Annotated in this window: 9 protein-coding genes; 2 read left to right on the forward strand and 7 right to left on the reverse strand. The window is 70.5% G+C overall.

Annotation, left to right across the window (positions count from 1 at the left end; all coding sequences use genetic code 11):
- Positions 1-412 precede the first annotated feature (412 nt).
- Positions 413-3,493: a replicative DNA helicase gene (locus FXF60_RS02585; protein ID WP_151523706.1), complete on the reverse strand. Its 3,081-nt coding sequence runs from the start codon at positions 3,491-3,493 to the stop codon at positions 413-415.
- Between the two features lie 293 nt (positions 3,494-3,786).
- Here FXF60_RS02585 and FXF60_RS02590 point away from each other — a divergent pair, with 293 nt between their 5' ends.
- Entirely contained in the window at positions 3,787-5,133 is a 1,347-nt protein-coding gene (locus FXF60_RS02590) for an MATE family efflux transporter (RefSeq protein WP_151523707.1), read from the forward strand.
- Between the two features lie 3 nt (positions 5,134-5,136).
- Here the strand turns inward: FXF60_RS02590 and FXF60_RS02595 are convergent, their stop codons facing one another.
- The 6 genes from FXF60_RS02595 to FXF60_RS02620 are packed head-to-tail and all read right to left on the reverse strand — an operon-like array spanning position 5,137 to position 12,209.
- Entirely contained in the window at positions 5,137-7,158 is a 2,022-nt protein-coding gene (locus tag FXF60_RS02595) for a hypothetical protein (protein WP_151523708.1), read from the reverse strand.
- Positions 7,155-8,150 (reverse strand): glycoside hydrolase family 130 protein, encoded by a 996-nt coding sequence (locus FXF60_RS02600; protein WP_151523709.1) that lies wholly within the window; start codon positions 8,148-8,150, stop codon positions 7,155-7,157. The genes FXF60_RS02595 and FXF60_RS02600 overlap by 4 nt, the downstream gene beginning before the upstream one ends.
- A gap of 5 nt (positions 8,151-8,155) precedes the next feature.
- On the reverse strand, positions 8,156-8,989 hold the full coding sequence (locus tag FXF60_RS02605) for a carbohydrate ABC transporter permease (RefSeq protein WP_151523710.1): 834 nt from the start codon (positions 8,987-8,989) through the stop codon (positions 8,156-8,158).
- Position 8,990: 1 nt separating this feature from the next.
- On the reverse strand, positions 8,991-9,902 hold the full coding sequence (locus tag FXF60_RS02610; protein WP_151523711.1) for a carbohydrate ABC transporter permease: 912 nt from the start codon (positions 9,900-9,902) through the stop codon (positions 8,991-8,993).
- 4 nt (positions 9,903-9,906) lie between these two features.
- Positions 9,907-11,184, reverse strand: coding sequence for an extracellular solute-binding protein (locus FXF60_RS02615; protein WP_151523712.1), 1,278 nt, complete (start codon positions 11,182-11,184; stop codon positions 9,907-9,909).
- Between the two features lie 26 nt (positions 11,185-11,210).
- Positions 11,211-12,209, reverse strand: a complete 999-nt coding sequence (locus FXF60_RS02620; RefSeq protein WP_151523713.1) for a LacI family DNA-binding transcriptional regulator — start codon at positions 12,207-12,209, stop codon at positions 11,211-11,213.
- Positions 12,210-12,408: 199 nt separating this feature from the next.
- Here FXF60_RS02620 and FXF60_RS02625 point away from each other — a divergent pair, with 199 nt between their 5' ends.
- Positions 12,409-13,359 (forward strand): hypothetical protein, encoded by a 951-nt coding sequence (locus FXF60_RS02625; protein ID WP_151523714.1) that lies wholly within the window; start codon positions 12,409-12,411, stop codon positions 13,357-13,359.
- The last annotated feature ends 233 nt before the right edge of the window (positions 13,360-13,592 follow it).

A 13,592-nucleotide genomic window follows, 5' to 3' on the forward strand; every position in this document is an offset into this window, starting at 1 on the left:
CGACCCACCAGTTTGACGCGACAGCGATGCGGTGACATCGCCACCTCCTTCTCGACCCAAGTTGGGCCGGGTCTGGGAGGCCTCTAGACTTGGCGACTGCTACATCGAGGTTGTCTAGATGACCTCCGGCGGGGCGAGCGTTGCAAGCGCTCGTCCCGCTTCTTCTTGTGGACATGGACCCGTCTCTGCGGGCGGGCCCATCCTGACAGCCACCACTGACAGCTGCCGGGCTCTCGGGGTAGGCCACGCGGTTGCGCGACGCTCCGGCGACCTGACCATTCATAACCAAATCTTTGCTTTCCACCGCTCATTGATAAGCGGCAGGAATGTTACATACGGACGGTCGCTGCGCAAGATTGGCTGCATCTCGACACCGGGATCCGGCAGCTCCACGACGTCCTCGTGACCCGGCTCAGAAGTTGCTGGCCATGTTGGTGAAGCGGCTGTAGTGCCCCTGGAAGGCCACGACAACCGTGTCGGTCGGGCCATTCCTGTGTTTGGCGACAATGACGTCAGCCTCGCCCTCGCGAGGAGACTCCCGTTCGTAGAGTGACTCGCGGTGCAGCAGGATCACGACGTCGGCGTCCTGCTCGATCGAGTTGTGGACCGCGATGCCGTTGGCCACGAAGTTGTGGCCTCCGAGCACGGTGGCGTCGTAGACCTCCTCGACGCCCACCAGCTCCACCGACCGCACCTCGTCCCAGAAGACGTCGTTCACGGCGTGGAGCTCGAGGTCGGCGCTGCCCAGCACGGTGGCGATCCGTCCCAGCCGCTCCCGAGAGGGCGCGCTCTTGTAGAGCGTGGACCCGCAGTACTGCGTACCTATCGCGGCCTGGAACTCGCGCGTCGTCATGCCCTGCTCGCTCATGACCCGTCGGACATCGCCCCACACCTCGCGGGGCACGGTGTCGACGTTGGTGTTGGCCTGCCGGTCGCGGATGATCTCCAACAGCTGCGCGGCAGACGCAGAGCGCCCTCCGAAGACCCCGATCTCCTGCAGGAAGCGTCGCTGCGAGTCGGACCCTGAGATGTCGAGGGTGTACCCCGGCCGATAGCCCTGCTTGTTGACGGTCCTCACCCGCCCGGAGATGCCGAACCGCAGCAGGAGGCGGCTGACGTCGTCGATCAGGCGACGGGAGGTTGACGCGTAGTAGATGCGGCCGCCGTTCTGGTGCTTGTCGACGGTCACCGAACCATCCGTCGACCAGAGGTGGTGCAGGAACAGGGAGATCTGACGCTTGGACAGCGAGAACACAGGGTCGGGCACGTACTTCTCATGACTGCGCAGGCCGAAGACACCGAGATCGTCGAGCCACTCAGCGATGGGGTTCCGCCGTCCCCGAGCCAGCCGGAAGGGTGCTCGCAGCCGCAACGTCGTGCACCTGGCGGCGGCATACTCGTCGCGCACGGCGACCACACCGAACGACAGCGCCGCCGCGGTGACCGCGCGCAGGTTCTCCTCGTCGATCGACGCATACCGCAGCGGCTGCCGCTTGACCATCGAACCGTCACCCAGCATGTGCGCGAGCAGCACCACACGGTGGTCGTCGGCCCACGGCTCGTGCTGCTCGGGGGCTGGCACGTGGCGTGGCACCGCGATGCGGTCACCGGCATGCAGGTCGCCGAGGGCCTTCCAGCCGTCGTAGGCCAGGAAGGGATGGTTCTCCGTCGCCGTCAGGGTCTTGCCGGAGGTGAGCGTGAGCCGGAACACCGGCCGGGTCCCTGTGGCGAAGACATGGGTGAGGTGCCGCCGGACATGCCGCAAGGACTCGTCCAGCGACCAGACCGGCACGTCCGTGGCGCCGTCGGCGTGCAGCTCCCCGAGGGTGACCTCCGCCCCCGTGTCGGCGCGCAGCACGCGCGTGTCGGCCGTGAGGCAGCCGGACTCGCGCAGATCGCTCATCTGCGGTTTCTTGTCCGTCCGCTGCTCGGGACCACGGTTGAGCTGCGACAACGCGATGACCGGCACCTCGAGCTCCTTGGCGAGCAGCTTGAGCGCCCGGGAGAACTCCGCGACCTCCTGCTGACGCGACTCGACCCGCTTGCCCGAGCTCATCAGCTGCAGGTAGTCGATGATCACGAGCTTGAGGTTGTTGCGCTGCTTGAGCCGCCGGCACTTGGCCCGGATCTCCATGAGCGACATGTTCGGGCTGTCGTCGACGAAGAGCGGCGCATCTGTGATCCGGCCCTGGGTCTCGGCCAGCCGGGTCCAGTCGCGGTCGCGCATGTTGCCCTTGCGCATGTTCTGCAGCGGGATCTCGGACTCGGCCGACAGCAGCCGCATGGTGATCTCGGTGCGGCTCATCTCCAGGGAGAAGACGACGGTCGCCATCTGGTGCTTGATCGCCGCCGAGCGGGCCACGTCCAGGGCCAGTGTCGAATTGTGCGTCGGGATCATCGACCGGCCCGCGAGATATAGATGGTCAGCAGCCTCGACCTGCACGCAGCGGACCGGGACCGACTCCAGAGCGCGCACTTCGCGGATCTGCCAGCTGTCGGCGTCCTCTCCCCCGCGCTCCACGCCCATCAGGATCCCCGACTCGAGGGCTCGCCCGACCTCGCCCGTGGTGAGCACCTGGCTCCCCTCCGGTCCGCGAACCGCCCACAAGTGCTCCTCGTCCGCCACGATCACCGAGCCGTCCGAGAACTCGACCTCGTAGCAAGGTCTGCCCTCCATCACCTCGGTCGCCGCGACGACCCTCGTGGGGCGACCGTCAGCACCCAGCAGCGCGTCGCCCACGGTCACCTCGCCCATCGTGGTCCAGCCGGCGGGCGTCGGCAGCGGTGTGTCCAGCGCGAGCGCCTTGCCCACAGCTGGCCTGGCAGCCACGATCACCATCTGCCCCGGGTGCAGCCCGTTGGTCAGCTCGTCCAGCTCGGTGAAGCCGGTCGGCACCCCGGTCATCTCCCCCGAGGACCCGGCGGCGTGCTCGATCTCGTCCATCGTGGGCTCGATGAGCATGCCGAGCGCCTGGTAGTCCTCGCCCCCGCGCTTGTCGGCGACGGCATACACCTCGGCCTGGGCCGCGTTGACGATGTCCTCGACGTCACCGCCCTGGTAGCCGATCTGCACGATCCTCGTGCCGGCGTCCACCAGCCGCCGCAGCACCGCGCGCTCGGCGACGATCTCGGCGTAGAAAGCTGCGTTGGCCGCGGTGGGCACCTCCGCGATCAGCTGGTGCAGGTATGCCGTGCCCCCCACCCGTTGCAGGTCGCCCCGCTTGGTCAGCTCGTCGCCGACGGTGATCGCGTCGACCGGCTCCCCCCGCGAGTAGAGGTCGACGCAGGCCTCGAAGATCATCTCGTGCGCGGGGCGGTAGAAGTCGGGCGCCCGCACCATCTCCGAGCACTCGGCGATGGCGTCCTTGGACAGCATCATCGAGCCCAGAGCGCTGCGCTCGGCGGCGACGTCCTGCGGCGGGAGGCGGTCCTCCGGGCCGCTCGGCGGACCCTGGTCCGGCGGTCCGTAGACCTCCACATCGCTCAGCGTCATGCCGCCTCCACACCTGTCGTCAGCTCGTGCGAGAAGTCCAGCACCCACCGCCGACAGACCCGCAATCGGCCCACCGTACGGCCACCACGACGTGCGCGCAGCATCCCCGTGTGGACGACCTGGGGACACCGTGTGGACGCCGTGGGGACAACCGACGCAACGGCCCAGCACGGGGTGTGGACACACCTGTGGAAACTCACGGAACTTTCGTCACACCGGGCCTCTGACCTGCGGCGATGCGGCGCCACCGCTGTGGATGAAAGAAAGTCGGTGGCCCGTGACAGACTCACGGCGTGGCGGAGCGAGACCGGGGCGGCGTGGGCGGCCAGGGCCAGGCGCGGGAGATCCTGCGCCTCGCCGTGCCTGCCTTCCTGGCGCTGGTGGCCGAGCCGCTCTTCCTGCTCGCCGACTCGGCGATCGTCGGCCACCTCGGCACCTCGGCCCTCGCCGGTCTCGGCGTCGCCAGCGCGGTGCTGCTGACCGCGGTCAACATCTTCATCTTCCTCGCCTACGGCACCACCGCCGTCGTCGCGCGCCGGCTGGGGGCGGGCGACGAGCGCGGCGCGGTCAGCGCCGGCGTCGACGGCATCTGGCTCGCCCTGCTGCTCGGCGCCGTCGGCGCCGTGGTCACGGCCGTGCTCGCGCAGCCGCTCGTCGAGCTCTTCGGCGCCGGCCCGGCCGTCGTCGCCGAGGCGGTGACCTATCTGCGCTGGTCGGCCATCGGCATACCCCCGATGCTGGTCGTCCTGGCGGCCACCGGCGTGCTCCGCGGCCTGCAGGACACCCGCACCCCGCTGGTCGCCTCGGTCGTCGGCTTCACCGGCAACGCCGCGCTCTCGCTGCTCCTCGTGCACGGCGTCGGGTGGGGCATCGCCGGCGCCGCGATCGGGACGGTGATCGCCCAGACCGGTATGGCGCTCGGCCTCGTCCTCGTGGTCGTCCGGGGAGCGCGACGGCTGGGCTCCTCGCTCACCTTCCACGGGGCCGGGGTGCTCCGGGCGGCGCGCGGGGGCATACCCCTGCTGGTCCGGACCATCGCGCTGCGTGCCGCGCTGCTGCTCACCACCTGGTCGGCGGCGGGGCTCGGGGACGAGCAGCTCGCCGCGCACCAGGTGGCGCTGACCGTGTGGTCGACCCTGGCCTTCGCCCTGGACGCGCTCGCCATCGCCGCCCAGGCCCTGACGGGCAAGACCCTGGGCGCCAGCGACGTGGACGGCACCCGCGCGGCGACCAGGCTGATGGTGAGGTGGTCGATCTGGTTCGGCGTCATCCTCGCCGTGCTCATCGTCGCCCTGCACCGGGTCATCCCGCTGGGCTTCAGCCAGGACGGCGAGGTGCGCTCCGCCCTCGCCGCCGCGCTCATCGTGGTGGCGATCGGGCAGCCGATCGCCGGGATCGCGTTCATCCTCGACGGCGTCCTCATCGGTGCCGGCGACACCCGCTGGCTCGCGTGGGCGCAGACCGCCGCGACGGTGGCCTACCTGCCGATGGTGCTCGGGGTGCGGCTGAGCGGCGTCGACGGCACCGTCGGGCTGGTCTGGCTGTGGGTCGCCTTCACCGGCTTCATGACCGTGCGGTCGGTGCTGATGTGGCGCCGTGCACGGGGCGAGGCGTGGATGGTCGTCGGCGCCGAGCGCTGACCCTCAGCCGCGACGCCCACCCCTGCCCAGACGCTCCCGGGTCACGGTGAAGCCGCGCGACGGCACGACCACCCTCCGCCCCGCAGGCTGCCAGCCCTCGAAGTCGCCGTCCGCGTCGAAGCGCGCCCCGGCCGTGTCACCCAGAGCGGAGACCCGGGCCCGCGCCGGGGTGGAGCCGGCATACAGCACCGCGCTGTCGCCCGTCGTGGCGTAGGTGACGGTCGCGACGGCGGGGCGGATCACGAGCGCGTCCAGCCGCAGCGCACCATCGCTCGTGCACCGGACGGTCACCGGCCCACCGGGCAGCGACGTGGGGAGGAGCTGCGGGACCAGGCTCCCGTCGACCTCGGTCAGGCCCGCCGGGCCCGTGCCGCCGTTGGCGGTGCTGCCCAGGTCGGCACCACCGACGACCTCCCAGGAGGCAGACCCCGCCTCCTCGGCCCGTCGCCAGGACAGCGGATGCGCCCAGCTGCCCTCGGCGACGTCCAGGTCGAACTCGACCCACTCGCCCTCCGGCACCTCGACGTAGCCGCCCCCGACGAGGTTGCCCTCGCCCGTCCACGCCCCTTCCTCCCGCTGCACGACCCGGCACCCCGGGCTGAGCCGGGCCGACTCGGCGTCCAGGGCCTGCAGCCCGTCGAAGGACTCGATGCCCCTGATCGACCTGGCGACCGCGGCGACGCGTGGGTGGTCGTCGAGCAGCATCATCGTCAGCAGCCCGTGGATGGTCGACTCCGCGCCGGAGTTGCGGTTCACCCGACCATCGGTCTCCACGCCGTCGAAGGTGACGCCCGTGGCCGGGTCGTAGGTGGCCGTGCCCGCCGTGTTCGCGCCGAAGAACCAGCCCGCCGCCAGCCCGGCGAGCTCCCTCAGCCCCGGGCCACCACCCGCGTCCGCAGCGGCCAGCGCACCAGCGACCCGGCCGTGCGCGCCGTAGGCGATCTGCGCCTCCGCGGGGACCGGCGCCCAGGCGTTGTGCGGCCCTCCCGTCGTCAGCACCTGCGGGGTGAAGGTCCCGGCGTCGGCCACCGCGGCCCGCACCCAGTCGCGGCGGCGGCGCCAGCGGCCCGCCAGCGCCAGCGCCTCCGGCGCGGCGGCGCCCCAGGCGTGCCAGAAGCCGAGAGAGCCGGTCCACGGCAGGACGGCGCCGAACGGCCAGGCACCGTCGCGGCTGGTCCCCATCGCGGCGATCGCCTCGGTGTAGCGGTGCGCCGCCCGGCCGATCCGCCGGTCGTGCGGGCAGGCCCGGGCAGCCGCCACCAGCCCCAGCACCGCCTCGGCGGTGGCGTCGGCCCCACCGGCGATCAGCCATCCGGGCAACGGCACCCCGTCGCTGGTCACCCACCGGCCGTAGCGCCCCAGCGACTCCCGCTCGAGCGCGTCGAGGCACAGCCGCAGCCGGCGGAGCAGGAAGCGCCCGAAGGCCGGCTCGCCCCGCCGGAAGGCGGCATACCCCTCACCCAGCGCCCAGACGGTCCGCGCCAGCCAGTAGGACTCCGCGGAGTCGGAGGGATCAGGCAGCTCCACCGGCTCCGCGCTGGGGTTGAGCGTGCCGTCCGCCTGCTGCCACAGCACCACCCGGCCGGCGTCCGGTCCGCTGTCGTTCTGCAGGTAGGTGAGGGTGCGCAGCAGCTGGTAGGCCTGCTGCTTGCTCCGCCGGTCGCCGGTCCGGCGCCAGTCCCGGACGAAGACCACGGCGGCGCGCGCGATGTCGTCGGTGTTGTAGGCACCCTGGGTGTAGTGGCCGGTGGCCGGGTCCAGCGTCCCGCCCCCGACGCGACGGAAGCCGTCCCCGTCCGCATCGGCATACGTCCACGGGGCCAGCCCGGTCGGGTCGTCGTCGAGGTCGAAGGTCGTGTGCGTCGCGAGCGGTGGCAACGGCACCTCGTCCAGCAGGAAGCGCAGGTGGGCGAGGTTGGTCAGCCGCCGCCTGCTCCGCGGAGGGCCCGCAAGCGCGGGTGGCGCGAGGAGCGTCCCGGCGGGAGCGGCGGCGGACACGGCGAGGAAGGTGCGACGGGTGGTCATGCGCGGATCTCCTGCTCGGTTGCGGCGCCCAGGGAGGACCCCCAGCGCTCGTTCGGGTCGTGCACGGCGACGGCGAGAGTCGTGTCGGACTGGCCGTAGTAGGCGAACCACAGGCCCCGGAAGTGCACGAGTCCCTCGACGAAGGTGACGTTGGACACCAGGCCGTGGGTGTCTTCGAAGGACTGGGGGCGCAGCCACGGCTCCTGCAGCCGGGCCAGCACCCGGGTCGGATGGTCGGGGTCGATCGCGATCTGGCCGCACCGGTAGTCGACGTCGACCGATCCGTCGTCGTGCACCGTGCGGGTCGCCCCGTTGGTCAGCATGAGCAGCAGACCGTTGTCGGTCAGCACGGGTGAGGTGCCGATCTCCACCAGGTCGGCGTCGAAGGAGCCGGGCGTCGGGGCATACATCGGCTCGGTGTCCGGCGTGCCCGGCGTCCAGTGGATCAGGTCCTCGCTGGTCGCCCAGTAGATCCCGCCCTCGCCGAAGTACATCCACCACTTCCCCTGCATCTGCACCGGCACGATCACCCCGGCCTTGGACCAGTTGAAGCCGCGGGGGTCGACGGTCGCGAAGGTGTCGAAGTCGGCGAACAGCGGCCCGTGCTTGGTCCAGGTATGCAGGTCGGTCGAGGTCGCCAGGCACAGCTGCGCGCTGTGCCTGTCCCAGCCGGTGTAGGTGAGGTAGTAGGTGCCGTCGACGAGCGCGATCCGGGGGTCCTCGCAGCCGTAGCGCTCGTAGTCCTCGCTCGGCGACAGGATCGGCTCCTCCTCCCGCTCGAAGGTGTAGCCGTCACGGCTCCGGGCCAGGCCGACGTGGGAGACGATGTCCTCCGCGTGGGCCCGGTAGAGCAGCACCACCTCGTCCCCGTCGACCAGGGCGGCCGGGTTGTAGAGGTTGGCCGACTCCCAGGAACCCCCGCGCGGCCGCAGGATGGGGTTGTGCTCGTAGGGCACGAAGGGACCCAGGGGGAAGTGCGCTCCGGTGAACATGAGGATCAACCCTTCACGGCGGTGCCGAGGTCTGAGGCGGTGAAGTACCGCTGGAACAGAACGAACAGGACGACGACGGGGAAGGCCAGCGCAGCCGCGCCAGCCAGGATGGCGCCGTTGGGGTTGGCGGTGGACTGGGCCACGTTCGAGATGTAGTTGGCGAGCGAGACGGCCATCGGCTGCAGGCTGGCGTCTTTGGTGATGAGGAAGGGCCAGAGGAACTCGTTCCACGGGCCGATGAAGGTCACGAGGATCACGGTGACCAGGGCCGGCCGCACCAGCGGCGCCGCGATGGAGGTGAGGATCCGCAGCTCGCCGGCACCGTCGATCCGGGCTGCCTCGAACATCTCCTGCGGGAGGGCCTTGAAGAACTGGGTGAAGATGAACACCGCGGTGGTGTTGATCGCGAACGGCGCGATCATCCCGAGATAGGTGTCACCCAGTCCGAAGCCCCGGGTGATCTGCACGTAGAGCGGGATCATGAGCAGCTGGAAGGGGACCATCTGGACCAGCAGCATCAGGACCCAGGTCGCCCCGCGACCGCGGAAGTCCAGGCGGGCCATGGCATACCCCGCCAGGAGCCCGAAGACGACGGTGCCGAGCAGAACCCCGCTGGTGAAGATGAGCGAGTTCAGCAGGGACCTGACCAGGTCGACCCGGGCGTCGATCGCCGCGAAGTTGCCCAACGTCCACCCCGAGGTGGGGAAGAGGTTGTCCGGGGTGTTGGTCGGGGCCTCCTGGAAGGCGCCGACCACCATGAAGTAGAAGGGGAAGGCGAAGATCAGCGCGGCGGTGGTGAGCAGCAGGTAGCGCACCCAGACGAAGCGGGGCCGTCCCATGTCAGGCCTCCCTGTTGACCCGGTTGGCGACCAGCGAGAGCAGGCCCACGACGATGACCAGCAGCATGCCGATCGCCGCCGCCGTGTCGGGGTTCTGCTGCTGGATGCCCTGCTGGTAGATGAGCAGGACGGGGGTCGCCGACGCGCCGTCGGGCCCGCCGCCGTTGGTGAGCAGGTAGGGCTCGGTGAAGAGGTTGGCGCCGGTGATGATGGCCAGGATGAGCACGAGCGTCGTCACCGACCGCACGCCGGGGACCGTCACGTGCACGAAGCGTTCCCAGGCGTTGGCCCCGTCGGTCATGGCCGACTCGTGCCGCTCCCTCGGCACGTTCTGCAGCGCGGCGAGGTAGAGCAGGATGTAGAAGCCGAGCTGCTTCCAGGTCACGTAGAGCGCGATCGTCGGCATCGCCAACGCCGAGTTGATGAGCCACGACGGCGACGGTGCCAGCGGTCCGAGGACGCTGTTGACCAGACCTCCCGAGGAGAAGAGCAGCATCCACACACCCACCAGCGAGACGCTGGCCGTGAGGTAGGGGACGTAGAAGGCGATGCGGTATGCCGACACCCACCGGACCCCGCTGTCGAGCGCGGTCGCCAGCACCAGGGCGAGCACGACGGTCAGCGGCACGTTGATGACCAGGAAGACCGCGGTGTTGCGGAAGGAGCGCAGCACCTGCGGGTCGGTGAGCACGCTGACGAAGTTGTCGAAGCCGACGAAGGGCTTGGCCACGTCGACACCGGGCGCGGTGAAGAAGTAGTCGTGGAAGGCGATGTAGACCGCGAAGCCCAGCGGGTAGGCGAAGATCACCCCCACGAAGACGAGGTAGGGCAGCGCGAACAGCCCGCCGATCGGCTGCGCACCCAGCACCCGGGTGCGCAGCCGGACACGGTCGGCTGCCGGGGCAGCGGTCACGTCGTCAGCCCTGCGCGAGCTCGTCGACCTCGGTCGACGTCTGGCTGAGGAAGTCCTCGATCGACGTCGACCCGAAGATGACGGCCGCCGAGTAGCCGTCCCGGAAGGCCTGCCATGCCTCGACCGAGTTCGGGATGCTCGGCACGTCCCCCACGCGCTCCGCCTGCTCGGCGAAGGCCACGTAGTCGGGGTTGGCCTCGAAGTAGTCGGCGTAGGTGCCGGCCAGGTCCGTGCGCAGCGGCATCTGGCCGGTCAGCTCGAGCAGCTGGCCGTCGCTGTCGGTGCTGGTCGCGAACTTGAGGAACTCCCACGCCGTGCCCTGGTTCTCGCAGGTGGTGAACATCGACACGTTCTTGGAGTCCGCGAAGGTGTAGACGTCCTCGGTCCCCGAGCTGGTGGGGACCGGCATGAAGCCGACGTCGACGGTCTCGGCATACGAGGGGATGGCCCAGGGGCCGGCCAGCTGCATGGCCGTCGTGCCTGCTGACATGGCGTCGTCCGTCGACGCCTCCTTCGGGGCCAGCCCGTCCTCGTAGACCGTGGCCCAGAACTCCGCGACGGCACGGCCCTCGTCGCTGTCGAAGGTCGCCGCACCCTCCTCGACCAGCGTGGTGCCGCCGGTCTCGGCGAGATAGAGCGGGTAGAAGTCGAACCAGGGCTGGTAGAACTCGTTCGTGGGCGAGGGCCAGATCGCGCTGTCGGACGCCCCGGACTCGACGATCTGCCGTGCCCCGGCGAGGAAGTCCTCGTGGGTGGTCATCCCCGGGTCCTCCGGGTCCAGCCCCGCCTCCTCGAAGAGGGTCTTGTTGTACATGATCATCACCGGGTTGGACTTCCACGGGAGCTGGTAGTAGCTGCCGTCGATCGCATACGCCCCGGCGCCCTCGCCGCCCCGCTCCTCGATGTAGCTCGTGCCGTCCTCGAACGAGGACAGGTCCACCAGCCCACCCTGCCGCACCCAGCCGGACACGGCCGCGGTGGCGATGTTGAACACCAGGCACGGCGCCGTGCCGGCGGTGATGGCCGCGGTGATGGCCTCCTCGGAGGAGGAGCCCGCGGGGATCTCCTGCGCCGTGACCTGCTGGTCGGGGTTGTCGGCGTTCCAGGCCTCGACCACCGACTCGCCCCAGGCGAGCTCCTGCTCGTTGTTGGACAACCAGATCTCGATCGCCCCGGTCGCCGCAGCAGCCTCGCTGTCTCCGCCGCTCTCGCTGCCACCGCCGCCGCACGACGCGACCAGCAGTCCGCTCGTCACCAGGGCACAGGGTCGGATGAATCTCATGGTTACTCCTTGGATGAGGTGTGGTTTCAGCGCCGGGACGCTGTGCTGTCCCGGAGCCGCAGGCGGGTGCAGTCGAGGGTGACCGACCGAGGGGTTCCACCGGCGATGTCGTGCAGCAGGTGCTCCGCCGCCACCTCGCCGCGCCGGTGCGGATCGGTGGAGACACTGGTCAGGCCGGGCGAGAGGTGGGCGGAGAGATGGTCGTCGTCGAAACCGGCCACGGCCAGGTCGTCCGGCACGCGCAGTCCGAGCGACCGCGCGTAGGACAGACCGGCGATCGCCATCGTGTCGTTGGCATAGACGATCGCGCTCGGCCGGTCAGGGAGCTGGAGCAGCTCGGCGGTGAGGTCGCGGCCGCTGCGGGCCGTGAAGTCCCCCTGGCGCAGCAGTTCCTCGTCGCCGACGCGCTCGAGGTAGGCCTGGGCGCGGACCCGGGAGTGGACGTAGCCCATCGGCCCCGAGACGTGGGCGATGCGGGTATGCCCGTGCGCCAGCAGGTGGTCGATGAGCTCGTGGACCGGTGCGGCGTCGTCGGTGCGGACGCACGAGAAGGAGCTCTGGCCGTCGTAGGCGCCGAGCAGCACCGCCGGGGTCCCGAGACCCTGGAGGAGCGGCACCCTCCAGTCGTCCTGGTGCAGATCCAGCACGATCACGCCGTCGGCCCTCCCCTGCGCGATCGCCCGGTAGGCACGCTCCTCACCGGACCGCGTCCTCGCGACCTGGAGCACGAGGGCCACCTCGCGCGGCGCGAGGACCGACTCGACGCCGGCGATGAAGGCGGGGAAGAACGTGTCGGAGGCGAGGATCTCCGGGTCGCGGGCGAGCACGATGCCGATGGCGTTGGCCCGACGGGTGGCGAGGGCCCGAGCGGGCGAGCTCGGCACCCAGTTGAGCTCCTCCGCTGCCGCGATGACGCGCGCCTTGGTGGCCTCGCTGATGGGCCGCTTGCCGCTGAAGGCGTGCGAGACGGTCGCCTTCGTCACGCCAGCTGCGCTGGCGACGTCACCGATCGTCGGTCGACCCATCACACGCTCCTTGTGCGGTTGGACCTGGTCAGAGTAAACCGGTTTGACAGCAGAGGTCAACCGGTTTGACAACTCTTTCCCACGTTTTCGACATCTGCTTTCGTCGCCATGGCGACGATTCGAGAGGTCGAATTCGGGCAGGTCGCTGGCCTGTGGACGACGAACCCGGTCCTGGGGCGGACTCGGCAACACTGGCGGTATGCCGTCCCGCACCGAGCGCGCTGCTCTCGCCAGGCTGGAGCACCACCGCCGCCATCGCCTCGCGCGGGAGCTCGCCGCGCCCTACGACGGGGTCGTGACGCTGAAGATGCTGGGCAGGCACGGGCTCACCCGCGGCCAGATCCTGGTGGAGATCGAGCGGGGAGCGTGGAGCAAGCGGGGCGTGCACACCGTGCAGGTCGACGACCTCGGGCCGAGGGCCGCGTCGTGGTGCGCGCTGTGGGAGTCCGGCGCCAGCGCCGTGCTGGACGGTCCGAGCTCGTTGATCGACGCGGGCCTCACCGGGTGGACGGAGGACCTGATCCACGTCAGCGTGCGCAACGGCGCGATCGTGCGAGACCTCCCAGGGGTGCGGCACCACCGGCTGCGCGACACCGGTCCGCGCATCGACCAGGGCATGCGCCGCACGCGATCCGAGGTCGCCGTCGTCCGGGGAGCCCAGTGGGCCACCACCGACCGTGCCGCGGCGACCCTGGTGGCGATGACGGTGCAGCAACGGCTGGTCCCGCCCGCGGCGCTCCTCGACCGGTGGGACGCCGTCGGGTACTCCGCCCGCCGGGCGGTGCTGGACGGGATCATCCGGGACGTCTGCGACGGCGCGCACTCCCTGAACGAGCTCGACTTCGCCCAGGCGTGCCGCCACCGCGGCCTGCCCGAACCCAGCCGACAGGTCGTGCGCACGGGGCCGAAGGGACAGGTATACCTCGACGTCCTCTGGGAAGAGCTCGGCGTGCACGTCGAGATCCACGGCGCGCAGCACTACCAGGGCACGGCGGTGATCGACGACGCCCTGCGGGTCAACGACCTGGGGCTGCGCGACCGGGCGCTCATCAGCCTGCAGATCCCGGTGCTGGGCCTGCGTACGACGCCGGAGCCCTTCTTCCGGCAGCTCCGCCAGGCCCTCGAGGAAGGCGCCCGCCGCGCCGGCTGATCCCCTGGGCGTGAGCTGCTCAGGTGGGTGCCGGGTCCTGCTCCTGCGCGCCCACCGCCGGATTTCGACCTCTCGAAGCGTCGCCATGGCAGGCAGAAGCACAGTCGAATTCCGGCAGCCGCCCCACCCGCAGGATTTCGACCTCTCGAAGCGTCGCCATGGCAGACATTCGAGAGGTCGAAATCGGGCAGGAGGGGGCCGGGCTGTCGGCGGCCGGGTGCGGCAGGGCTGGG

Source organism: Serinicoccus kebangsaanensis, from assembly GCF_008919445.1.
GTDB lineage: Bacteria > Actinomycetota > Actinomycetes > Actinomycetales > Dermatophilaceae > Ornithinicoccus > Ornithinicoccus kebangsaanensis.

Excerpts from the sequence above, each read along its gene's own strand:
- FXF60_RS02595 (WP_151523708.1), bottom strand. The coding sequence starts at position 7,158 with ATGACCACCCGTCGCACCTTCCTCGCCGTGTCCGCCGCCGCTCCCGCC.
- FXF60_RS02615 (WP_151523712.1), bottom strand. The coding sequence starts at position 11,184 with ATGAGATTCATCCGACCCTGTGCCCTGGTGACGAGCGGACTGCTGGTC.
- FXF60_RS02600 (WP_151523709.1), bottom strand. The coding sequence starts at position 8,150 with ATGTTCACCGGAGCGCACTTCCCCCTGGGTCCCTTCGTGCCCTACGAG.
- FXF60_RS02620 (WP_151523713.1), bottom strand. The coding sequence starts at position 12,209 with ATGGGTCGACCGACGATCGGTGACGTCGCCAGCGCAGCTGGCGTGACG.
- FXF60_RS02605 (WP_151523710.1), bottom strand. The coding sequence starts at position 8,989 with ATGGGACGGCCCCGCTTCGTCTGGGTGCGCTACCTGCTGCTCACCACC.
- FXF60_RS02625 (WP_151523714.1), top strand. The coding sequence starts at position 12,409 with ATGCCGTCCCGCACCGAGCGCGCTGCTCTCGCCAGGCTGGAGCACCAC.
- FXF60_RS02585 (WP_151523706.1), bottom strand. The coding sequence starts at position 3,493 with ATGACGCTGAGCGATGTGGAGGTCTACGGACCGCCGGACCAGGGTCCG.